The 23031-nt window shown below is 34.1% G+C and carries 20 protein-coding genes; 16 read left to right on the forward strand and 4 right to left on the reverse strand.

What is annotated here, in order from left to right; all coding sequences use genetic code 11:
- Nucleotides 1-59 precede the first annotated feature (59 nt).
- Both tatC and QWT87_RS16655 read right to left on the reverse strand, forming a co-directional pair.
- The gene (tatC, locus tag QWT87_RS16650) at nt 60-887 is read right to left on the reverse strand and encodes a twin-arginine translocase subunit TatC (protein ID WP_302717357.1); all 828 of its coding nucleotides are present in this window, start codon (nt 885-887) and stop codon (nt 60-62) included.
- Between the two features lie 128 nt (nt 888-1015).
- A complete protein-coding gene (locus tag QWT87_RS16655) occupies nt 1016-1975 on the reverse strand; it encodes a KpsF/GutQ family sugar-phosphate isomerase (RefSeq protein WP_302717358.1) in 960 nt (319 codons plus the stop codon).
- Nucleotides 1976-2134: 159 nt separating this feature from the next.
- Between QWT87_RS16655 and recQ the strand changes: the two genes are divergently transcribed.
- From recQ to QWT87_RS16700, 9 genes are all read left to right on the forward strand, one after another.
- Complete coding sequence (recQ, locus tag QWT87_RS16660; protein ID WP_302717360.1) at nt 2135-4339, forward strand: DNA helicase RecQ; 2205 nt, start codon at nt 2135-2137, stop codon at nt 4337-4339.
- 106 nt (nt 4340-4445) lie between these two features.
- Nucleotides 4446-4880 (forward strand): hypothetical protein, encoded by a 435-nt coding sequence (locus QWT87_RS16665; protein ID WP_302717362.1) that lies wholly within the window; start codon nt 4446-4448, stop codon nt 4878-4880.
- A 10-nt stretch (nt 4881-4890) separates the two neighbouring features.
- A complete protein-coding gene (locus tag QWT87_RS16670) occupies nt 4891-5970 on the forward strand; it encodes a glycosyltransferase (RefSeq protein ID WP_302717363.1) in 1080 nt (359 codons plus the stop codon).
- Between the two features lie 64 nt (nt 5971-6034).
- Nucleotides 6035-6385 carry a hypothetical protein gene (locus tag QWT87_RS16675; RefSeq protein WP_302717365.1) on the forward strand — a complete coding sequence of 117 codons (351 nt, stop codon included), beginning with the start codon at nt 6035-6037 and terminating at the stop codon, nt 6383-6385.
- Nucleotides 6386-6413: 28 nt separating this feature from the next.
- Nucleotides 6414-6770: a hypothetical protein gene (locus QWT87_RS16680; protein WP_087710506.1), complete on the forward strand. Its 357-nt coding sequence runs from the start codon at nt 6414-6416 to the stop codon at nt 6768-6770.
- Nucleotides 6771-6890: 120 nt separating this feature from the next.
- Nucleotides 6891-8294, forward strand: a complete 1404-nt coding sequence (gene lpdA / locus QWT87_RS16685; protein ID WP_076389952.1) for a dihydrolipoyl dehydrogenase — start codon at nt 6891-6893, stop codon at nt 8292-8294.
- Between the two features lie 94 nt (nt 8295-8388).
- Nucleotides 8389-9255, forward strand: a complete 867-nt coding sequence (locus QWT87_RS16690) for a DUF4476 domain-containing protein (RefSeq protein ID WP_185204724.1) — start codon at nt 8389-8391, stop codon at nt 9253-9255.
- 417 nt (nt 9256-9672) lie between these two features.
- A complete protein-coding gene (locus tag QWT87_RS16695; RefSeq protein WP_302717368.1) occupies nt 9673-10158 on the forward strand; it encodes a hypothetical protein in 486 nt (161 codons plus the stop codon).
- 47 nt (nt 10159-10205) lie between these two features.
- Nucleotides 10206-11030: a CvfB family protein gene (locus tag QWT87_RS16700; protein WP_108411391.1), complete on the forward strand. Its 825-nt coding sequence runs from the start codon at nt 10206-10208 to the stop codon at nt 11028-11030.
- A 34-nt stretch (nt 11031-11064) separates the two neighbouring features.
- On the opposite strand, the gene QWT87_RS16705 is transcribed toward QWT87_RS16700, so the two are convergent.
- Nucleotides 11065-11448, reverse strand: coding sequence for a helix-turn-helix domain-containing protein (locus QWT87_RS16705; protein WP_228408235.1), 384 nt, complete (start codon nt 11446-11448; stop codon nt 11065-11067).
- A 181-nt stretch (nt 11449-11629) separates the two neighbouring features.
- On the opposite strand from QWT87_RS16705, the gene QWT87_RS16710 reads away from it, so the two are divergent.
- The 3 genes from QWT87_RS16710 (at nt 11630) to QWT87_RS16720 (ending at nt 15335) form a co-directional block, all read left to right on the forward strand.
- A complete protein-coding gene (locus tag QWT87_RS16710) occupies nt 11630-11947 on the forward strand; it encodes a hypothetical protein (protein ID WP_302717371.1) in 318 nt (105 codons plus the stop codon).
- 74 nt (nt 11948-12021) lie between these two features.
- Complete coding sequence (locus tag QWT87_RS16715) at nt 12022-12771, forward strand: GLPGLI family protein (protein ID WP_271247314.1); 750 nt, start codon at nt 12022-12024, stop codon at nt 12769-12771.
- Nucleotides 12771-15335 carry a peptidase associated/transthyretin-like domain-containing protein gene (locus QWT87_RS16720; RefSeq protein ID WP_302717375.1) on the forward strand — a complete coding sequence of 855 codons (2565 nt, stop codon included), beginning with the start codon at nt 12771-12773 and terminating at the stop codon, nt 15333-15335. The genes QWT87_RS16715 and QWT87_RS16720 overlap by 1 nt, the downstream gene beginning before the upstream one ends.
- A 239-nt stretch (nt 15336-15574) precedes the next feature.
- Here QWT87_RS16720 and QWT87_RS16725 read toward each other — a convergent pair whose 3' ends face one another.
- The gene (locus QWT87_RS16725; RefSeq protein ID WP_116547733.1) at nt 15575-16054 is read right to left on the reverse strand and encodes a hypothetical protein; all 480 of its coding nucleotides are present in this window, start codon (nt 16052-16054) and stop codon (nt 15575-15577) included.
- 189 nt (nt 16055-16243) lie between these two features.
- Here QWT87_RS16725 and QWT87_RS16730 point away from each other — a divergent pair, with 189 nt between their 5' ends.
- The 4 genes from QWT87_RS16730 (at nt 16244) to QWT87_RS16745 (ending at nt 22541) form a co-directional block, all read left to right on the forward strand.
- Nucleotides 16244-16834: a TetR/AcrR family transcriptional regulator gene (locus QWT87_RS16730; RefSeq protein WP_302717377.1), complete on the forward strand. Its 591-nt coding sequence runs from the start codon at nt 16244-16246 to the stop codon at nt 16832-16834.
- Nucleotides 16835-16927: 93 nt separating this feature from the next.
- On the forward strand, nt 16928-18280 hold the full coding sequence (locus tag QWT87_RS16735) for a TolC family protein (protein ID WP_185204939.1): 1353 nt from the start codon (nt 16928-16930) through the stop codon (nt 18278-18280).
- A gap of 6 nt (nt 18281-18286) precedes the next feature.
- Nucleotides 18287-19348, forward strand: coding sequence for an efflux RND transporter periplasmic adaptor subunit (locus tag QWT87_RS16740; protein WP_087710491.1), 1062 nt, complete (start codon nt 18287-18289; stop codon nt 19346-19348).
- Nucleotides 19349-19355: 7 nt separating this feature from the next.
- Nucleotides 19356-22541, forward strand: coding sequence for an efflux RND transporter permease subunit (locus QWT87_RS16745; protein WP_302717380.1), 3186 nt, complete (start codon nt 19356-19358; stop codon nt 22539-22541).
- Nucleotides 22542-23031 lie beyond the last annotated feature (490 nt).

Raw genomic sequence — 23031 nt, forward strand, 5'->3', positions numbered from 1 at the left:
TCCTGAAAAAGAAAAATCCCGCAGAAAATCTACGGGACTATATTTTGAATGGATAAAAATTATTTCTGAACTGCAGGTAGATTTGCTGCCGCTTTCTGAACTTTCTTATAGGTATACGAACACATGATGATACTGAATTCGTACAGTAAAAGCAGTGGAAATGCTGCCATCAACATACTTAAAACGTCTGCCGGAGTGATAATTGCTGCAACCACCATGATTAAAACAATCGCATGACGACGGTATGTTTTCATAAAGGTTGGTGTAAGAATTCCGATAGTGGTAAGGAAATAAATAAGAACCGGAAAAAGGAAAATTACGCCCATTCCTAAAACAACCTGTAAAAACAGAGTCGTATAGTCGCTTAAATCATAAAGCGGAATAATAATATCGGAGATTTTGAAAATAACCCCGAAATTAACGGCAAAAGGAAGGATTAAATAATATCCGCATAAAACGCCTGTCATGAATAAAATCCAAACCGAATTGATGATAAAGATTGAATTTTTTCTTTCATTCGGATGTAAAGCAGGACTGATGAATCTCCAAAGTTCCCACACAATATAAGGAAAAGCCAAAACAATTCCTCCAAAAATGGAAACTGCCATCATCACATTAAACTGCTGGTAAAGCTTGCTTGCACGAACCGGAAAATCTTTCGGAAGGTGAATGCTGTCTTCGCCCAAAATCATTTTGGAAAAATGATTAACAATCTCAAAGGTGGCAAAATCATTTCGGGTAGGACCAAAGAAAACATGATCCATAATCCAGTTGATATTGAAACCGATAATAACTGCAGCAACTATAATAGCAAGAATTGAACGGATGAGATGACCTCTCAGTTCACCAATATGTCCCCAAAAAGACATGTCTTTAGCATCACTCACAGGATAATATTTTTTTAAGATTTCAAATTTAGGGAAAAAGTTTCAGTAAAAAGAGATGTTTCATTTTTTTAAATGCAGATGCGTGTTTATTATGAAAAAAATTAAATCTTTTCACGTATACATTCTGATTAATTAATTCCTTCATCCAGCAATTTATGCAGATCGATAATCCCGAAATATTTTCCGTTTTCCGTTACCACAAGCTGTCCGATATTATTGTCCTTTAATATTTTCATGGCTTCTTTAGCCAGAGCGGTTCTCTCAATGGTCTTCGGATGTGCAGACATAATGTCTTTAGCCAGAACTTTCGCAATATCATCACCTTTTAAGAGCATTCTTCTCAAATCACCGTCGGTAATCACCCCGATAATTTCGTCATTATTCGTTACAACTGTGATTCCGTGTCGGGAACCGCTGATCGAGATAATAACATCTTTTACGGTATCATTTTCTGTAACCTGAGGTTTTTGGGATGATAGGAAATCATCTACTTTTGAAATTAAATTTTTACCCAGACTTCCTCCCGGATGAAATTTAGCAAAATCATTCGCCTTAAAATCATTCATTTCCATTAAAGCAATCGCCAAAGCATCTCCCAAAGCCATTTGCAGAGTGGTTGAACTGGTAGGCGCAAGTTTATTCGGACACGCTTCCTTTTCTACATACGTATTTAAAATAATTTCGGAAAATTCAGCAAGTTTACTGGATTTATTTCCCGTCATTCCTATTAATGCAGAAGAATAGTCTTTCAGATAAGGAACCAGATTCACAATCTCCGGTGAATTTCCGGAATTTGAAATACACAACACAACATCCTGTTTCTGGATAACGCCCAGATCTCCGTGGATGGCTTCCGAAGCGTGTAAAAACTGAGAAGGGGTTCCTGTGGAATTCAGGGTGGCAACAATCTTATTTCCAACATGCGCCGATTTCCCGATTCCCACCACGATAAGCTTTCCCTTGGCAGAATGAATAATTTCTACGGCTTTCGCAAAATCTTCATTGAGTCTGGATTTAAGTTTTTCTAATTCTGAAATTTCTATTTCTAACGTACTTTTTGCGATTGAAATAATGTCGGCTCTTTCCATTTTTACTTTTACAGCGTATACAAAAAATCTCTTAAAAAACGTTATATTTTTAAAAGGATATTTAATATAAATTTTATTTTTTATAAATTCGTTCGCTTTTATTTTAAGCGAAAAATTCATATCTTTGGGTTAGATGCAAATTTAGCAATAGAAAATTAGATGAGCGCAAAAAAAGCCAATTTATCAGGCGAATTGAAAAAATATTTCGGGTTTTCTACTTTCAAGGGACAGCAGGAGCAGATTATAGAAAACCTTTTGAACGGGAAGGATATATTTGTTCTGATGCCTACAGGAGGAGGAAAATCCTTATGTTATCAGCTTCCGGCTCTTATTTCGGAAGGTACGGCAATTGTGGTTTCTCCGCTTATAGCGTTGATGAAAAACCAGGTAGATGCCGTGAACGGGCTTTCATCTGACGATGGAGTAGCACACGTTTTAAATTCATCATTAAACAAAACGCAGACCAAACAGGTTTTCGACGATATTAAAAGTGGTAAAACCAAACTTTTATATGTTGCCCCAGAATCATTAATTAAGGAAGACTATCTGGATTTTCTGAAAGATGTGAAAATTTCCTTCTTTGCCATTGATGAAGCACACTGTATTTCAGAGTGGGGACACGATTTCAGACCGGAATACCGAAACCTGAAATCCATTATCGATAAAATTGCCGATGTTCCGGTAATTGCACTTACAGCAACGGCTACACCAAAAGTTCAGGATGATATCCAGAAAACTCTTGGGATGACGAATGCTCTGGTTTTTAAAGAAAGCTTCAACAGACCGAATCTCTACTATGAAGTACAGCCTAAGGTAAATGTAGACAAGGAAATCGTAAAGTTTATCAGTCAGAATAAAGGAAAATCCGGAATTGTTTACTGTCTGAGCCGAAGAAAAGTTGAAGAATTTGCACAGCTTCTGCAGGTAAATGGTGTAAATGCACTGCCTTATCATGCAGGTCTCGACCAGAAAATAAGGGTAGCCAATCAGGATAAATTTCTGATGGAGGAAGTGGATGTGATAGTGGCAACCATTGCCTTCGGAATGGGAATCGATAAGCCGGATGTACGTTTTGTAATTCATTACGATTTCCCGAAATCTCTGGAAAGTTATTATCAGGAAACCGGTCGTGCAGGTCGTGACGGAGGAGAAGGTCACTGTGTGGCTTACTACGATCCTAAAGATATTGAAAAACTGGAGAAATTTCTTGCACAGAAGCCTGTTTCCGAAAGAGAAATCGGATTACAGCTTCTCAATGAAGTGGTTGGTTACGCCGAAACTTCGATGAGCAGAAGGCAGTATATTCTGTATTATTTTGGGGAAAATTTTGATCCGATTAATGGTGACGGCGCAAAAATGTGCGATAATTCATCGAACCCGCCAAAATTAAAAGATGCAACAGACGATCTTAAAAAAGTTCTGGAACTTATTAATGATACCGGAGAAAAATTCAAAGCTAAAGATCTTATTTCGGTCATCGCAGGAAAAGAAACTGCGGTTACTAAGTCTTATAAACTGGAACAGACTTCTTATTTCGGTTTCGGAAAAGAAGAAAAAGACAACCACTGGAAAACAATTTTAAGACAGGCAACAGTTCAGAATTTTTTACAGAAAGATATTGAAACCTACGGCGTTTTAAAAATTGCTGAAAAGGGAAGACTGGTTCTTGACGGAAAACTGGAACATTCTTTCTTAATTGCAGAAGACAGAGAGTTTGATTTAACGCAGACAAAAGCGGAAAGCGATCAGGTTCAGATGCAGTCCGGAGGCGGTCTGGATCAGAATTTATTCAATCAGCTTAAAGAACTAAGAAAAAAAGTTGCCAAAAAACACGGAATTCCGCCTTACACAGTGTTTATGGATCCGAGTTTGGAAGATATGACGGTTCAGTATCCTATTACGGTGGAAGAAATCACCAAAATCTACGGAGTTGGGGAAGGGAAAGCTAAGAAATACGGTAAAGAATTCGCAGATTTCATCAGTAAATATGTAGAAGACAACAATATCGAGCGAACTCAGGACATGGTTCTGAAACAGGTGGCAAACAAATCCAGTCACAAAGTTTTCATCATTCAGAGTACCGATAAAAAGATTGATCTTGAAGATATTGCAAGAGCGAAAAATCTTTCGATGGACGAATTGCTGAAGGAAATGGAACGTATTGTTTATCAGGGAACCAAACTAAATATCGATTATTATATTGAAGATAATTTTGATGAAGATATTGTTGACGGCTTCATGGAATTCATGAATGAATCTGAAAGTGACAGCATGAAAGTTCTTTTAGATGAATTCGGAGACGAACTTTCGGATGAAGAGGTGAGAATGTTGAGAATAAAATTCATCAGCGATGTTGCCAACTAAATTTATTTTAAACAATAACGAAATTATAATGAAAGAAATTCTTCCACGGAAGAGTTTCTTTTTTAATACAACTGAAAAGCTCAGAATCCTTTTTTCATTTTTTTATTTGGCTGTCTCGGTACTTTTTATTTTCAGCAAATCTCCGATTCTCATCTTTGGAATTGTCATGTTTTTTATAGGTCTTTATCTCGCATTTTTCAGATGGGTTTTAAGATATTTTGATATTAAAAATAATTACTATCTTATTACAAATCAGAGAATAATTATTGTTGAAAAATCGACTGGTGAGATTGAACAGGAGAGAAATTTTTTTGAAATAAATGAGATCAATGCAGAAATGAATGGCAGTTTTTTTGGTAATATCATTTTTGGAGAACCTGAAAATATCTTTGGAAAAAGTGACGAGCCATTTTCATTTTTCAACAGAGGCGGAATGAATTTCACAGAAGATAAATATGCTTTTCTAAGTGTTGAAAATATTAACGAGATTATTCCTGTTTTTGAAGAGCTTGGTTTGAAGGTTAAGAAAACTTTTTACTAATTTTACAGTGATGAAAAAGATTTCTGTCATATTTATTCTGCCGGATCTGGAAACCGGAGGCGCAGAAAGGATTGTTACCACCATTGCAAATCATCTCTCACGGGATCGTTTTGAGCCTAAGATATTGCTTCTGCGCAAACAGGGAGGCTATCTCAGTATTTTGAAAGATGACGTTGAAATCATTGATGTTAATACGGAAAGAATAAGACACTCTTTAAAACCTATTCTCAGGGAAATTTACCGCAGAAAGCCGGATATTGTATTTTCCGGATTTGGAGAAGTAAACGCTTATCTGTCTTTATTCATCAAAGTTTTTCCCAAGACAAAATTTATTGCAAGAGAAACCAATGTTGTTTCTCAGCACGTTACCAGAAAGGAAATTAAATTTTTCTACAATTTCTATAACAATTATGATACGATCATTGCGCAGAGTGATGATATGAAGCATGATCTGATGCTAAATTTCAAGATTAAACCTTCGAAAATCGTTAAAATAAACAATCCTGTAGACTTTGATTTTATTGATGAAAAAATTAAAATTTCCCATAAACCGGAAAGTTTTAAATACGGCTATAAAAATGTTGTCGCGATCGGAAATTTATCGGCAAGAAAAGGTTTTGATAACTTACTGAAAGTTTTCTCAAGGCTTAAAAACGAAAATATCCTGCTTCATATTTTGGGTGACGGACAGGATCGTGAGGTTTTGCATCAAATGAAAGATTTTTTAGGCTTAAAAAACGTGATCTTTCACGGAAGACAGGAAAATCCCTATCAGTTTTTAAAATATGCAGACTTGTTTATTCTTTCGTCAAGATATGAAGGCTTTCCAAATGTTTTACTTGAAGCCGGAGCTTGCGGAACGTATTCTTTAGCCAATAATTGTCCAGGAGGAATTACCGAAATCATTCAGGACGACACCAATGGTGAAATTGCGAATATTGAAAATTATGAAGAATTTTCACAGAAAATTATGAAAATTCTTCATGAAAATCATGAAAATGAAGCCATTAAAAATTCTATAAAATCCAGATTTTCCAAGAATATTATTTTAAATCAGTATGAAAAGGTATTGCTGGATCTGATGAAATAACCATCTTGAGTATTCAGCTAATATTTTTTAATTTTGGACTTTTAATTTCAGAAAACAATTACTAATGATTAAAATCCAGAAACTGGGATGCGCCTGCGAAAAACCGACTTCCACCTATACAGAATTCAGAACGTCAGAATTGGGAATCGATAAAACGAATGGAAGATTTGCCGAAGTAAGCATTCAGCAGTGTAAACTTTGCCAGAGAATCTGGATCCGTTATTTTGTGGAATATGAAGGTTTTTCCAAATCCGGAAGGTGGTACAAAGGAATTGTTTCTAAAAAAGACCGTCCTGACATAACTCCTGAAAATGCTGTAGAATATCTCGAAAGCCTTGATTGGTACGTTTACGGAGGCTCATATTTTGAAAGCGCAGGAGAATTCGGACAGGGGAAACTGAGGTTGGATTTGTAAGGGTTTAGCATTATTTGATGAAATAAATATGAATAAGTTTGAAAAGCTAAAGCATTACAGGTTTATTAAAAAATTACGTTCAAATGCGATTGCTATTATAACAGATCAAATTGAGATGCACTCCGGATATTTTAAAATGCATTATCTTATTGGAAGAATAAATGATATCCAACCTTTAGATAACATTGATTTAAATATTTTAGAGAAATACTATAGCGAAATTCAATTTTACCCAGTCGGTGAAGAAAGAAAACTTTACAATACAGAGTATCTTATCAAACTTGATTCAAAATTAAAAATAGTAGACACGAAATATAAAAATTTACTTGATGAAAAATGTAAAGAAATCATTGAGAAATTTAAAGACATTCAAGATTATTGTTGAAAAATTTTAATAACTCAGACTTCTCCTTAAAATTTGACAAATCTCACTTTCTCACGTGGTAATAAATCGTTAAATTTGTAAGCATAAGAAAGTTAATAATAAACAAATTCATAAAATAACATGAGTCAATTTGATGTTACCGTAATCGGTTCCGGTCCTGGTGGTTATGTTGCTGCAATCCGTGCTGCACAATTAGGTTTCACAACAGCAATTATTGAAAAATATCCAACTTTGGGAGGAACTTGTCTTAACGTGGGATGTATTCCGTCAAAAGCGCTTTTAGATAGCTCTGAGCATTTTGAGAACGCAAAACACAATTTTGCAGGTCACGGAATCATTATCAACGAGCCTCAAGCCGACATTGCAAGAATGATCGAACGTAAAAATGAGGTAATTAAACAAAATACAGACGGAATCAGCTATCTGATGAACAAAAACAAAATCACTGTTTTTGAAGGTGTTGGAAGCTTCGAATCCGCTACTCAGATCAAAGTAACAAAAAACGACGGTTCTACAGAAACGATCGAATCCAAATATACCATCATCGCAACAGGTTCTAAACCTTCTTCTTTACCTTTCATCACGTTAGATAAAGAAAGAGTAATTACTTCTACGGAAGCTTTAAATCTTAAAGAAATTCCGAAACATTTAGTCGTAATCGGAGGTGGAGTAATTGGTCTTGAATTAGGTTCTGTTTACCTAAGACTTGGAGCTCAGGTTACTGTGGTAGAGTTTATGGATAAAATTATCCCGACAATGGACGGAGCGCTAAGTAAAGAATTAACGAAAGTTCTTAAAAAGCAGGGAATGAAATTCATGCTTTCTACAGCCGTATCTGCAGTGGAAAGAAACGGAGATACCGTAAAAATTACAGCGAAAGACAAAAAAGGAGAAGAAGTAACAGTAGAAGGAGATTACTGTCTGGTTTCTGTAGGAAGAAAGCCTTACACAGACGGACTTGGACTTGAAAAAGCTGGTGTTGAGCTTGACGAAAGAGGAAGAGTAAAAGTAAATGACCATTTACAAACTAATGTTGCCAACATTTACGCAATCGGAGACGTGGTAAAAGGAGCAATGCTGGCTCACAAAGCAGAAGAGGAAGGTGTTTTTGTTGCTGAAACTTTAGCAGGACAGAAGCCTCACATCAACTATAATTTAATTCCGGGAGTGGTTTACACTTGGCCGGAAGTTGCAGGAGTTGGAAAAACTGAAGAGCAGTTGAAACAGGAAGGAGTAGCTTATAAAGTAGGTTCTTTCCCGATGAGAGCTTTGGGAAGAAGCCGTGCAAGTGGCGATGTAGATGGTTTGGTAAAAATTATTGCTGACGAAAAAACAGATGAAGTTCTTGGAATGCACATCGTAGGAGCAAGAGCGGCAGATTTAATTGCTGAAGGAGTTATTGCTATGGAATTCCGTGCAAGTGCAGAAGATATCGCAAGAAGTTCTCACGCGCACCCTACGTATGCAGAAGCAATCAAAGAAGCAGCTTTAGATGCTACCGCGAAAAGACCAATTCATATGTAATTGATTAACAATCATATAAATAAAAAAGAGAAATCAGATACTGGTTTCTCTTTTTTTTGGCATGAAAGTGGAGCTGGAGATTAAAAAAAGTGTTATGAAAAATATATTTATGAGTGTTTTGTTTCTTGTAGGAAGTTTTTCTTTCGCGCAGGAAGCAGGAAAAGCAGGCGAGCTTTTAAAAAACGAGGCTTCAAAAACAGAAATAGAATCTCCGAACGCAAAAAGAACGGAGAGCAGAAACAGCAATAATTCCGGTTTCAGAAATCAGAACAGAAATAACAATGGATTCAGAGGTAAAAATCCAAACTACCAATGGAATCAGCAGTACGGATATTCAGAAGTTTTCCTGAGAATTCCTGAGCAGGGAATGTTTAGTGTGGAACTGGGCGATCAGTTTATTTCCAACAATTCCGGAAGGTTCAGATTTTTTGATCTTCCATCAGGAAGAATTCCTGTTTCAATTTATGAAAACGGTTATTTATTATACAGAACCACTTTAAATGTAAGAAACAACAGCAGATTGGTTCTTGATTTCTTTACCAATGAAGGATTGTTTTTATTAGATTCATATCCTGTTCAGAACCAGTCTTACGGATTTAATGACTGGAATGATGTCTGGAACAATCCTTACGGAAATTCGGGAGGATGGAATGATAACGTAAATTATCCTAATGTGATGGATAATCAGACATTTCAGGGATTTATGGCGATGATGAAGGAAAAGGCTTGGTTTGACGATAAAAAAATGATGTTCATCAGTCAGCAGGGAAAACATGCCTTGTTTACCTCGAACCAGATCCGTATTTTGGTAAAAGATTTAAGTTTTGATAAAAATAAGATTTCCCTTGCAAAATCTATGTTTTCAAAATGTGTAGATAAGCACAAATATTTTCTGGTTTACGATGCCTTAGATTTCGAGAGTAGCAAACGGGAAGTGATGGAATTTGTACAAAATTCATAAAAAACAGTTTGAAATTAATATTAATTGATTGTCCGTTTATTAACCTAAAACTTCGACAGGCTCAGCTTGACATCGCTACAAATCAAGCGTTTAGTATTAGAGGTGTCACACTGAGCTTGTCGAATTGCCTGTTATAAATAATTGATTTTCATATCAGTGCATAGTAATAGGTTGTTTAACGGATATTCAAAATATTAAACTTGTCAAAACTTTTTTATAGTAAAAGATGCAAAAGATTATAACACTTTAGTTGTTTAAGTTGAATAGTTAAATGGAAAGAAAGAGCACATAAGTTAAAAAAATCAAAGATTTTTTCTCTTTGCAAACTTTTGAAATACTTTACATAAATCCAATAAAGTCTTTTGTCTCTTTTGCGGTTAAATTTAAAATTAGTTTAAACAGCCTTATTTAAAAAATATGAGAGCATTTTTGTTAACTTTTTTTATTTTTATTTCAGGTTACACTTTTAGTCAGAATATCAAGTCAATCAGTAAAACGGTTTCTGAAATCAATAGTACTAAAAATTATCAGATCAAAACCGTTCCTTATTCCTATTTCTTAGAAAAAAACCAGACTTCAGATAACGGAATTGAGCTGAAAGGATTTTATAAAGATGGAAAACTTAAGAAAATAGACCATTTTGTAGGGCTTTCGGCATGGAATATCAGTACACAATATTTTTTTTCAGCAAATGATAGACTGATCTTTGTTTTGACAAAAAAATATCAGATCATTGATGAGAATGGATATATAAAATATCCTAAATTACTTTCAGAATCAAGATATTATTATACTGATGAAAAACTTGTAAAAGTAACAGGTATTGCTCAAAATCCCGATGTAGAAAACAGTTATTTGAAAGAGTCCAAAACCCTGAGAAGAGATTTGGAAGAATATAAATAGGTTAAAGATTTGATTTTCCTTACCTTTGCAGACTAATTTTATCATACATGCAATTCGGAAAAACTCAGACTTTAAAAATTTCAGATAAAAATAATTCGGGATGGATCTTAACAGACGAATCCGGAGAAAAGGCTTTTCTTCCTAAAATTTTCATTCAGGATGATAAGGAAATTGATGACGAAATTGAAGTTTTTGTATATCAGGATGATGGAAAATTAAAGGCAACCACAGAAATTCCTTTGGCAGAAGTAGGAGAGTTTGCCGTAATGAGCTGTGTTCAGAGCCTTCCAAGTGGAGCTTTTATGGATTGGGGAATTATAAAAGATTTGTTTATTCCTTACAAACAGCAGAAATCTAAGATCATTGAAGGAAAAAGATATCTAGTCTATATTTATGTTGATGAAGATCTGGAACTGATTACCGGAACCACGAAATTCAAAAGAAATCCTCAATATCAGGATTTACCATTCCAAAAAGGAGATCGTGTGGATTTAATTATGATGAATGAAAGTGAGTTGGGCTGGAATGTGGTCATCAACAAAAAATATATCGGACTCATCTACAATTCGGATGTATTCAAAAAGCTGTATCCGTTGTCTGAAGAATCCGGTTATATCAAAGAGATCCGCGAAGACGGAAAAATTGATGTTTCCTTACAGCCACAAGGTTTTGAAAATATTGATGAGTTTAAAAAGAAAATTTTAGACAGACTTGAAGAAAACTACGGTTTGCTTCATCTTTCAGACAAATCAACTCCCGAAGAAATTAAGGACGAAGTTCAGATGAGCAAAAAGAACTTTAAAAAAGCCATCGGAGGATTGTATAAGGATAAAATTATCGATATTCTGGACGATAAAATTCGATTATTGTAAACAAACGAGCGGGAAATTTTTCCGCTCGTTTGTTTTATTTTTTGTCTTTTAAAAAGTTAATCTGTTCTTTCAGCATCTTAATTTGTTCATCTTTACTTTGGATAACCTTATCATATGTTTCTTTAATATCTTTAATTATATCCTTATAGTCGTTATTAATTACTTCTACATAGCCGTTGCCATTACCTTCATTAGAAAGATTATGAATAGTATTTTTATTATTAATATCCAGAAGATTGGATAAATCTTCATCAAGAATTTCAGAAATTTTCATTAGTCTTTCTACACTTAGTTTAGTCTCTCCTGTTTCTATTTTGCGATATGCAGCCGGAGTTATATTTAATTCATAAGCCATATTTTCAAAAGTATAGCCTTTTTTACTTCTTTGTTGGGCAATTTTCTCAATAATTTTCTCCATTTCCATTGTTTATATTTATTTTTATCAAAAGTATATATTTTTTCACTAAAAGTAAAGTTTTTTTTATCAAAAGTATTTCCCTAGCTTACGATTTATATTTAGTTTAGCATATGAAAAACACAAGTGCACAAATGTTTTTTTAGTGTTTTAAAATTATTGTTAATAAACAAAAAATCATTTTATGAGAAAGACGTTATTGGCAACTTTATTGATTGCCGGAACAACTTTAGGTTTTGCAAAAAATAACGTAGAACCTGAAACTAATGTAAAACTTCAAGATAATAAAATTGAAGTTAAAGAAACAAAAGAGGTAAAAGAAGAAAATGATGATTCAGCTCGTAAACTATGTACTTCTATTTATCATTATACAACCCAGTCCGTATCTTCTGATATGTATGGAAACATTTACTCTCAAACAATACATCATTATGTTCAACAATCGTATTGGTGTGGAGATAATGAGCCTAGAACTACTTTTGTAGAAGGTACACCTCCTTAATAGAAAATTGAATAAAAAAGTATGCATTAATTTTATTTAATGCATACTTATTTTGTAATTTTAAAAAAAACAAAATGAAATTTACAATTAAATTATTTTTTATTTTCTCATTGTTATCAAATACTCTATTTTTTTCGCAACATCTAAAAGTAGAGTACGAGCAATATGATCGTGCAAATATTGAAGATGCAAGTCTTTCAAAAGAGTTTAATGATAAAGTAAAGGAAGTCCTTAAAAAGCCTAAGACTTTTTTTCTATATTATGCAAATGGCTATTCTTTTTTTAAATCTATTCCACGAAAAAGCTTTACAAACAACGCAGGTGATTTAAAAGAAGGAAATAATTCAATACACAATAGAGAAATTTATAGTGAAGTTGAATTAAGGTTATTTCATTATAAAAATGATAATGGAACTTATAATTATCATTTTTTTCCTAATCTTAATGAAGAGTTTTACGGATATAAGGATTCAAAATTTGCAAAAATTGAATACAAAGATGAAACTATTAACATTGATAAATACTTATGCAAATTAGTTGAAGTAAGTCCTGATTCAATAAATAATTATAAGATTTGGTATACAGAAGATATACCTGTTTCTGCTGGACCTTATGTATTTAATAGTTTCCCGGGATTAGTCTTGCGAATTGAAGCTCCTAATTATACAATCACTGCAATTAAAATTAGCAATGAAACAAAGGAAGCAGATGTTGAAAAACTAAATCCTAAAATTAAAGTATACAAAAACGAAGATTACGACAAAAAAATGCAGCAAATAAGAGAAGAACAAAGTAAACCAACAACAGAAGAGATAAGGTTGTAATGAAGAAGTTACTATACATCTTGTTCCTATTTAGTTTTTCAATAATAAATTCTCAGGTTTTTAATGTTACAGTAAAGAGTAATACAGCTAATGCTATAGATAATGTTAATGTACAAATAATAAGAAATAATAAAATAATAGATTTTAAAAAAACTGATGAAAATGGACAATGTAGTTTTCAACTCTCTGAAAAGGGGGTTTTTTTATTGAAAATTACATCCGTTTTTTACAAAACGAAACTAATTGAGGTTAATACAAACGAGAAGTCTAATGTTGAAATAGAATTGGAAGCACAAATTACTGAAATAAAAGAAGTAGAAATAAAATCTCGTCCAAAAGTAGTTACAGCAAAAGAAGATACTATTGTTTTTAACCTAAAAGCGGTAAGAGATGGAACTGAGCGTACGACAGAAGATCTTATAAAGAAATTACCAGGTTTAGACATTACAGAAAATGGAAAAGTAACATATAAAGGAACTACAATAGGACAGGTTCTAGTAGAAGGTAATGAGTTTTTTGGTAAAAACCATAAAATTGCGACTCAAAATATTTCGGCTAATATGTTGGATGGGATTGATTTGTGGCAAAATTATACTACAATTAATGGAAACCGTTCAACAGCTCTTAATTTAAAATTAAAGCAAGAATATAAGGGAAAAATAACGGGTAATATCGAAACTAATTTTGGTATAAAAAATTCATATTTGGCACATGGTAATTTATTCAGGTTTGGAAAGCTCGGAAATTTAGCCCTTATCGCTGATTTCAATAATATAGCTAAAGATCCGATTAGTTATATGGATTTTTATGAAATGAATTCTCAGGAAAGTCTAGATGACACACCAAATAATTCTGTTGAAATAGAAATTCCTACATTTCTCAATAATGATGGTAAAGTAAAATCAAAAAATAATCAATTTGGGGCATTACAGTATTCCAAATCAAAAAAAGATTTTAGTATTACTGCTTTTTCTATTTTTAATAATGCTCAATTAGAAAAATTTTCTACTTCTAAAAGAAGTTCTTTTGAAGGGGAATCACAAGCTTTTAACTTTTCAGAACAGCGAATAGAAAATAATAAAGGTTTTTTAGGAACTACGCAGATTAAAATGAAAAAAAGTTTATCGGATGGGAGTTTCTTTTATTATACTTTTGGTTATAATCCTACAAAGGATCATTTTAATCAAAGCATAGATAGATATTCTACTGATTGGAATTTTTATAGAATTGATAACTCTGTAAATAATGATAATTTTAGTAATTTTTTTTCTTGGAACAAACAATTAGATAAATCAAAAATCATATTATCATTTAATCAGTTTAATGAAAAATATTTAGGAGATTTGCATTTACTTTCTAACAATAATTTGTTCTTATCTAATACTAATAATCTATTTCAAAGATATGATGTTACTTCAAATAAATACTCATTAGATTTTCATTTAAAAAATAAAAATAAGTTTATTAATTTTAATATTCATTCAGGTTTTTCATTTAGAAAAGATAATTCTGAACTACTAAACTTTGTTTTTAGAACAGTAGAAAACAAAATGAAAGTATATCATTATCTGAATGATCTGAATTTATATAAAGAACTTGGGAAATTTGATATATCAGGTTCGTTAAGTTCCCATTTTGTAAATATAAATGAAACTGATAAACATTATTTTGAAAAAAATATAAGAATAAAATTTAATCCCAAATCTGTTATCAATACGGAATTTGGTCTAGAATACAATTCAAAATATACACTCCCAAATTTAAGGCTGCTTCAATCTGAACCAATTTATACAAAAGAGCTAACGTATTATCAAAATAGAGATATTACAACAGAATTGTTATGCAAGACAGATACTTATAAATTTACATGGAATAGATTTAATATGGAAAAGGGTAATTTATTATTCCTTTTACTATCGTATGAAAAAGCAAAACCAATATTTACGTCTAATGTATCGAATTTTGAAGCATTCTCAAAAATAGAAAATGTTATTGGTAAAAATAGAGAAAGACTTTTTTATATACTTTCAAGCGAATATAAATTGCATAGACAGCTTTCTCTTAAATCAAAATTTACAGGATCACTTAATAAGACAGATAATTATATTAACAGTAACATAAACACATCTACGATTTACAATTTCGAGTTAACTCAAAAATTATCTACAAATTTTAGAAATAAACCAATGCAATTTGATTTAGGATACACTTTTACTGAAGGTGTTTTCAAACAAAGTTTTTACAGTACTACTTCCAGTCAAAATAATATAAGACTATTTTTAGGAATTAGGGCTAATGTAAAAAAAGAGTGGGTTGGAAATATATTAAGTGAATATCTCATACAGAAAACTGAACAAAATACTCTTCACAATTTTTTAATTGGCGGTCAAGTTTCGTATAGAAAAGAGAATTCAAACTTTGAATACAATTTGCAATTTAATAATATATTAAATCTTAATTCCTTTCAATATATAAATGGATATACGAGCCAGTTAGGAATAGAGGAAGCATCAATTACAGCTCTACACGGTTATATTACAGGCGGTTTGAAATATAATTTCTAACTTACTATTTTATAATGTTTTTAACTATTCTAATGCACGTAGTATATAGACTGATGTTTTAAGCAAATGTTTACATTCCTTTAGAAACTCATTAGATTCAAAAAGCATTAATAAAAACATTTAAAAGGTGTTCGTTGTCACAAAATGTGACAACGAACACCTTTTAAATATAAAAAAAGACTCTTTTAATATTAAAACAGATACTAAAAGAGTCAAATTGTCATATTTTTTATTAATGGCTATTCCTTTTTAGGATTAATTTTATTTCCTTTTTTGCTAAACCTTTGGCTTAAATCCTCATATATAGGTTTAGCGGTGTTTACTCCTTTAGATGCAGCTTCTTTTACTGTACCATAATACATCATGGAAGCTACAAGTGCTTCACTTCCGGCAAGCATAATGGTATCATCTAGATCAGAAGCTAATTGTTCGGCAAGATTTGCTAAAGGTTTAAGTCCTGTAACCACCATTTCGTCTTTCAGAAATTCAACTTTATCCATATAGGAAGGTGCAAATTCCGGATTCGTATTGATGTAGGTTTTTACTTTTTGTACCGTTGCAATTGTTTTATCGCCCATTTTAAAAAGTGCTTTTCTTTCATCATTAGTAAGACCTTGAAGAAAAGGAGCTAATAAAGTTTTACATTCTTGAAGCTTTTGGTTTACATCGTCTAATACATTTTGAGGAATTTCTACGCTGATTTGATTATTTGTGCTCATTTTAAAAATTTTATTCTAAAATAATCATAAAACTAATTGTACAGTAAAATTTGATATTCTTTTATCTTATGTTAAATTCTTTGTATTTAAAATATGATGCAAATCATACAAAATTGTTTAATAATTTTGTTTAACAATTTTGTCAAAAGTAAAATTTGATTTACATTTGCACAAATTTGTTTAACAAAAATGTCAAATCAAGCAAAAAAAGACCAAACACAGGAATTAATTAAAGACACAGCAAAGAATTTATTCTTTGTGAAAGGTAAGTTTGACGCTACTACTCAGGAAATTGCAGATGAAGCCGGTGTCAACAGAACGCTTATCAACTATTATTTCCGCTCAAGAGATAACCTCATCCAGATTATTTTTGATGAAGCTCAGAAAGTGGAAAAAGAAAAATCTGAAATCATCATGAATTCTGATCTTCCTCTGAAAGAAAAGATCAGCCAGTTCATAGAAGGAAGTTTATCTACAAGTCTTCAGTATCCTTATCTGGAAACCTACATCGTTTCGCAGATCAACAAAGGAAACTGTCATAAAAAAGATATTGAAAAAGATGAACTTGATCGCTTGTACAGAGATATAGAAGCCGAAATGGAATTAGGAAATATTGAAAAAATGAAACCCATACAGTTTGTTTTAAATATGGTTTCGCTTTTGGTTTTTCCGAGTGCAGTAAGACCTCTTTTTATGGAAAATTTAATGATCAGCGAAGAGTTTGATAAAATTATTTCCGAAAGAAAAGAAATCATATTAAATATGTTATTCAAAAACTAAAAAAGAGTTAAAGTATTTTAAGAATTCATTCGTCATTCGGAATAATATCATTTACCAGAATAATTACATTAAAAAAAATAAACGAAGTATAATATTATGAAAAAACGTGTAACTGCAAACAAGCTAAAAGTAGGAATAGCGGCTGCATTTATAATGTTCGGTTTTTCATGGGTGTCTGCACAGCAACAGGTTTCCTTACAGGAAGCTATTAAACAGGCACTTCAGAATAAAGCGGAAGCCAAAAAGGCAGCTTTACAGATCAAAAAAGCCGAATATAAGATTGATGAGGCAAAAGCAGGAGCTTTACCACAGATTTCCGCAACAGCAGGTCTTACCTACAATCCCATCATTCAGGAGTCCCTTCTTGAGTTTGGAGGAGAAAAAATCAGAGCACAGTTCGGTCAGCCGTGGAACTCTACCGCTTCGGTACAGCTTCAGCAGGCAATTTTCGATCAGAGAGTTTTCACCGGACTGAAAGCGGCAAAATCTACCAGAGAATTTTATGTGCTTAATGCACAGCTTACCAACGAACAGATCATTGAAAACGTAGCATCCGCTTATTATCAGGTTTTTGTTCAGGAAGAAAATCTTAAAACCGTAGAAGCAAGCTATGCGAATACGGAAAAAGTAAGAAATGTAATTAAAAGTCTGGTAGATAACGGTTTGGCAAAATCTATTGATCTGGACAGAACCAATGTTCAGCTTACCAACATCGGATCAAACAAACAGACGTTAATTAATTCTGTGCAGTTGGCTAAAAACGCACTGAAGTTCTACATGGGAGTTCCGATTGAATCTGATATCGAACTTGAAGAAAAAACAATTGAGCCAAAACCGGAACTGGTTTCAGGAAATTTAAACCTTGACAACCGTACCGAAATCAAAGTTTTAAACAAAAACAGAGAACTTCTGGTATTCAACAAGAAAGCGACGGAAGCGTATCTTTATCCTACAGTAAGTCTGGTTGCCAATTACGGTTGGGGTGCAAACGGAGCAAAATTTCCATTAACCAACGGACTTAAAAATGGTGTGCTTTGGAGCGATTACTCTGCAATTGGATTAAATGTTAATATCCCGATTTTCACCGGAGGAGCTACAAAAGCAAAGATCAATCAGGCAGAAATCGATATTCAGGATCTTGATCTGGATATACAGAATACACAGTTAAGTCTGAATTTAGATTATAAAAATGCCATTACCAACATAGAAAATGCTTTAATTAATATTGAAAGCATGAAAGACAACGTAGGATTGGCAGAAAGAGTTCAGAAAAATACACAATCCAATTACCAGTACGGTTTAGCAACACTTACAGAAGTTCTGGATGCAGAAAATGCATTAACGCAGGCAAAACAGAATTACGCTAATGCTTTGTTGGATTACAAACAGGCTGAAATCAAGCTAATTAAAGCAAAAGGAGAATTAAATACACTACAAAACCCGTAATAAACTATGAAAAAAACTTTAATATATATCATCGTAGCAGCCGTACTGGTTGGTTTGGCAGCTTACAAGATTGCCGGAAATAAAGAAAAGCAGACGCAGGAAGTAAAAGAAGTTGCAAAGCAGGTAGATAAGATCAATGTAAACGTGGTAACGGTTTCCAGAGAAAATATTGATACAGATTACAGTGCAAACGGAACATTTATCCCGAAGCAGGAAATGAACCAGTCTTCTGAAATTTCAGGACGCGTGGTAAGCGTTCTGGTAAAAGAAGGTTCAAGAGTGGGAGCAGGACAGGTTTTGGCAACCATTAAAAGAGATGCCATTGAAGTAGATGTTACTCAGGCTCAGAATAATTTGCAGAATGCTATTGCGGACAACCAGCGTTACGAAAATGCGTTCAAAACAGGAGGGGTTACCAAACAACAGCTTGATAATTCAAGATTACAGCTTAAAAACGCTCAGGCTGCGCTAAGAGCCCAGGGTGTAAAAGTAAATGATACAAGCATTCGTGCAGGAATCAGCGGAACCATCAATAAAAAAATGGTAGAGCCGGGAATGGTGGTTGCTCCGGGAACAGGACTTTTTGAAATCGTAAACATCAACAGCTTAAAACTTTCAGTTTTGGTTGATGAAAGCCAGATCGGGAAAATTCAGTTGGGACAGGAAGTTCCGATTAAAGTAAACGTTTTACCGGAAGATTCATTCGTGGGAAGAATTACATTTATTGCTCCTAAAAGTGATGCTTCTTTAAATTTCCCTGTTGAAATTGAAGTTCAGAACAGAGGAAACCTGAAAGCCGGGATGTATGCAACAGCAACATTTAAAACAAACAACGGCGCAGAAACACAGAATATGTTAACGGTTCCTGCGGAAGCATTTGTAAACGGGGTAAGCTCCGGACAATTATTTGTTGTACAGAATGGCGTTGCAAAACTCATCAAAGTAACCGTTGGAAAAGTATATGGCGATAAAGTTCAGGTTTTAAGCGGACTGAATGGCGGAGAACAGGTGGTTACCAGCGGACAGATCAATCTGGATAACGGATCTAAAGTAAATATCGTAAAGTAGAAGATTTATGAAGTTAGCAGAAATATCGATTAAAAGACCTTCGTTGGTAATCGTACTGTTTACGATTCTTACGTTGGGAGGTATCCTGAGTTATACACTCATGGGATACGAGTTGATTCCGAAGTTTGAAACCAATATGGTAACCATTTCTACGGTATATCCGGGAGCTTCCCCTGCAGAGGTGGAAACATCCGTTACCCGAAAAATTGAAGACGCCGTTGGTTCTTTGGAAAACGTGAAGAAAGTAGAGTCTTCTTCCTATGAAAGTTTATCCGTGATTATGGTTCAGCTGAATGACGGAGCCGATGTAGACTATGCATTGAATGATGCCCAGAGAAAGGTAAACGCAATTCTTGCAGACCTTCCGGATGATGTGGATGCACCGTCTCTTAACAAATTCTCTCTGGATGATTTACCGATCATCACGATGAGTATTTCTTCAGACAAATTAAACAATAAGGAGCTCTATGACCTTTTAGATAAAAAAATTGAGCCGATTTTCTCCCGTGTAAACGGTGTTGCTCAGGTTGATCTTGTAGGTGGACAGGAAAGAGAAATTCAAGTGAATCTTGATGAGAAAAAACTGCAGGGTTACGGACTTTCCATCGGGGATGTTCAACAGGCAATTCTTTCTTCAAACTTAGATTTCCCGACAGGAAGTCTGAAAACGAGAACCTCAAAATCTACGATCAGATTATCCGGAAAGTATAAATCTGTAGCAGAAATGAACAATCTTGTGGTTTCCAATAAAAACGGAGCGCAGGTTCGTTTGTCTGATATTGCTACGGTTTTCGATTCTCAGAAAGATGTGGAGAAAGTAGCGAGATTCAACCAGTTTCCTACCATCTTAATGCAGGTTAAAAAACAATCTGATGCCAATGCGGTTGCAGTATCTGAAAGTGTTGAGAAAACCATTGAAACCGTTCAGGAAGCGTACAAAGTTCAGGGTGTAAAGGTGAAAGTGGTAAACAATACTACAGACTTTACCCTTGAATCTGCCAACCACGTAATTTTCGACTTATTCTTAGCGATTATTCTGGTAGCAATTGTAATGTTACTATTCCTTCACAGCATCAGAAACGCATTCATTGTAATGGTTTCCATTCCTGCTTCATTGGTGGCAACATTCATCGGAATGAATTTAATGGGATATACCCTGAATTTGATGAGTTTACTGGGACTTTCTTTGGTGGTAGGTATTCTTGTGGATGACGCGATCGTTGTACTAGAAAATATTTACCGTCACATGGAGATGGGGAAAAGCAAAATCAGGGCAGCCTACGACGGAGCTTCGGAGATCGGATTTACCGTTGCAGCGATTACTTTGGTAATTGTGGTGGTATTCTTACCAATTGCCATGAGCTCAGGTTTGGTAGCCAATATTCTGGCTCAGTTCTGTGTCACGGTAGTTATTGCGACATTGCTTTCATTATTGGCTTCATTTACAATTATTCCGTGGCTTTCTTCAAGATTTGGTAAGCTTGAGCATTTAACAGGGAAAAACTGGTTCGAAAAATTCATCCTTTGGTTTGAAGGTTTAATTGATAAATTCACGCACTGGATCACAGGAATTCTTGAATGGTGTTTAAAAACCACATTGAGAAGAATTTCCACAGTCGTAATTACTTTCATCGTATTGATTTCTTCATTCATGCTGGTCGCTTTCGGATTTATCGGAGGAGAGTTTTTCCCGCCGATCGACAGAGGGCAGTTCCTTGTTCAGATGGAATTACCGAAAGATGCAACCGTTGAAAAAACCAATCAGCTTACGTTAGATGTTGAGCGATTTTTAAGAAACGATAAAGATGTTGTAGATTTAATTACAACAGTAGGACAGCAGTCAACAGGTTTTGGTGGAGCTCAGGCGACAACTTATCAGTCGGAAGTTCAGGTAAATTTAACAGATAAATCCGAGCGTTCTGAAAGCACCAACATTAAAGCTGCGAAAATAAAAAGAGCTTTAGAAGAGAAATTTACAGGAGTAGAGTTTAAAACTGCCCCAATAGGAATCATGGGTGCTGAAAATGCGCCGATTGAAATGGTGGTAACCGCTCCGGATAACGCAACTGCCGTAAAAGAAGCAACGAGAATCTTAGAATTGCTGAAAAAAGTACCGGGAGCAGTAGATGCAGAATTGTCTACCGATTCAGGAAATCCTGAAGTTCAGGTAAATATCGACAGAGATAAGATGGCTTCTTTAGGTTTGAATCTTTCAAGTGTGGGACAGACAATGCAGACGGCATTCAACGGAAATACAGACGGGAAATTCAGAGCAGGAGAGTACGAGTATGACATCAATATCCGTTTCGGAGATGCGAACAGACAGTCTATTGATGATGTTAAAAACTTAATGTTTACAAATCCTCAGGGACAACAGGTACGTCTCAGTCAGTTTGCTGAGGTTAAAATGGGATCCGGACCGAGTTTGCTTGAGCGTAGAGATAAATCACCTTCTGTAAAAGTAAGAGCTAAAGCAGTGGGTAGACCAGTAGGAGACGTTGCCAACGAATGGGCAAAACAGTTCATGGACAGCAAGAGCAAACCTGTAGGAGTAGATTACATCTGGAGTGGAGATATGGAAAACCAGCAGGAAGGTTTCGGTACGTTGGGAATCGCATTATTGGCGGCTATTGTATTGGTTTATCTTGTAATGGTTTCATTGTATGACAGTTTTGTGTATCCTTTCGTGGTATTATTCTCAATTCCTCTGGCGATGATCGGAGTAATGGTAATTCTTGCCTTAACAGCAAATTCACTGAATATCTTTACGATGTTGGGGATGATCATGTTGATTGGTCTGGTTGCGAAGAATGCAATTTTGATCGTTGACTTTGCCAATGCCAGAAAAGAAGCCGGAGCCAATACACACGACGCTCTGGTACAGGCGAATCATGCACGTCTTCGTCCGATCCTTATGACAACGATTGCGATGATCTTCGGGATGTTGCCGATCGCATTGGCAACCGGAGCAGGAGCGGAGATGAACAAAGGTTTGGCATGGGTAGTTATCGGTGGTTTAACATCGTCTCTATTCCTTACTTTGATTATTGTACCGGTAGTTTACTCTTTATTTGATTCAATTCTTAGAAGAATGGGTAAACATGAAAAAGTAGATTATGAAGCGGAGATGAAAGCGGATTATGAGCACAGAGAACTAAGTGAAGACGGTTTTACTCCAAAACATTTAGACTAATATAACAACCTTTAATTAACCTAACCAAAAACCGTATCAGCAATGATGCGGTTTTTTTATGTCATTGCGAACAGACTGAAGACCTGCAAACGTAGTTTTGAAGCGACGACGCAATCTTAAAAAAGAAAAAAAATATGATTGCTCATTTGCTGAGTAAAACGCCTTTTCGACCGAAAAGTATGTTCAATAATTTAAAAAAGACTAGCGACCCTTTTGCGTTAAAATTAAAATTTAATCAAAAGTTTATTTAAACTAATTTTAAATGTAACCGCAAAAGAGACAAAAGACTTTGTTGAGTTTATTTAAAGTATTTCAAAAGTCTACAAAGAGAAAAATCTTTGATTCTTTAACTTATGTGCTCTTTTTACATTTAAGTATTAAACTTAATAACTAAAGTATTGCAATCTTTTGCATCTTTTGCGGTAAAAAGTTTAGACAAGTTTCAAAAAAAAAGCTTCCAAAATTAATTGAAAGCTCTTATTTATTTGTA

Source organism: Chryseobacterium urinae (genome assembly GCF_030518295.1).
Taxonomy (GTDB): domain Bacteria; phylum Bacteroidota; class Bacteroidia; order Flavobacteriales; family Weeksellaceae; genus Chryseobacterium; species Chryseobacterium mucoviscidosis.

What these genes read in the sequence shown, in the direction of transcription:
- QWT87_RS16655 (WP_302717358.1), bottom strand. Translation starts at nt 1,975, where the DNA reads ATGGAAAGAGCCGACATTATTTCAATCGCAAAAAGTACGTTAGAAATA.
- recQ (WP_302717360.1), top strand. Translation starts at nt 2,135, where the DNA reads ATGAGCGCAAAAAAAGCCAATTTATCAGGCGAATTGAAAAAATATTTC.
- QWT87_RS16670 (WP_302717363.1), top strand. Translation starts at nt 4,891, where the DNA reads ATGAAAAAGATTTCTGTCATATTTATTCTGCCGGATCTGGAAACCGGA.
- QWT87_RS16675 (WP_302717365.1), top strand. Translation starts at nt 6,035, where the DNA reads ATGATTAAAATCCAGAAACTGGGATGCGCCTGCGAAAAACCGACTTCC.
- QWT87_RS16680 (WP_087710506.1), top strand. Translation starts at nt 6,414, where the DNA reads ATGAATAAGTTTGAAAAGCTAAAGCATTACAGGTTTATTAAAAAATTA.
- lpdA (WP_076389952.1), top strand. Translation starts at nt 6,891, where the DNA reads ATGAGTCAATTTGATGTTACCGTAATCGGTTCCGGTCCTGGTGGTTAT.
- QWT87_RS16690 (WP_185204724.1), top strand. Translation starts at nt 8,389, where the DNA reads ATGAAAAATATATTTATGAGTGTTTTGTTTCTTGTAGGAAGTTTTTCT.
- QWT87_RS16695 (WP_302717368.1), top strand. Translation starts at nt 9,673, where the DNA reads ATGAGAGCATTTTTGTTAACTTTTTTTATTTTTATTTCAGGTTACACT.
- QWT87_RS16700 (WP_108411391.1), top strand. Translation starts at nt 10,206, where the DNA reads ATGCAATTCGGAAAAACTCAGACTTTAAAAATTTCAGATAAAAATAAT.
- QWT87_RS16705 (WP_228408235.1), bottom strand. Translation starts at nt 11,448, where the DNA reads ATGGAGAAAATTATTGAGAAAATTGCCCAACAAAGAAGTAAAAAAGGC.
- QWT87_RS16710 (WP_302717371.1), top strand. Translation starts at nt 11,630, where the DNA reads ATGAGAAAGACGTTATTGGCAACTTTATTGATTGCCGGAACAACTTTA.
- QWT87_RS16715 (WP_271247314.1), top strand. Translation starts at nt 12,022, where the DNA reads ATGAAATTTACAATTAAATTATTTTTTATTTTCTCATTGTTATCAAAT.
- QWT87_RS16720 (WP_302717375.1), top strand. Translation starts at nt 12,771, where the DNA reads ATGAAGAAGTTACTATACATCTTGTTCCTATTTAGTTTTTCAATAATA.
- QWT87_RS16725 (WP_116547733.1), bottom strand. Translation starts at nt 16,054, where the DNA reads ATGAGCACAAATAATCAAATCAGCGTAGAAATTCCTCAAAATGTATTA.
- QWT87_RS16730 (WP_302717377.1), top strand. Translation starts at nt 16,244, where the DNA reads ATGTCAAATCAAGCAAAAAAAGACCAAACACAGGAATTAATTAAAGAC.
- QWT87_RS16740 (WP_087710491.1), top strand. Translation starts at nt 18,287, where the DNA reads ATGAAAAAAACTTTAATATATATCATCGTAGCAGCCGTACTGGTTGGT.
- QWT87_RS16745 (WP_302717380.1), top strand. Translation starts at nt 19,356, where the DNA reads ATGAAGTTAGCAGAAATATCGATTAAAAGACCTTCGTTGGTAATCGTA.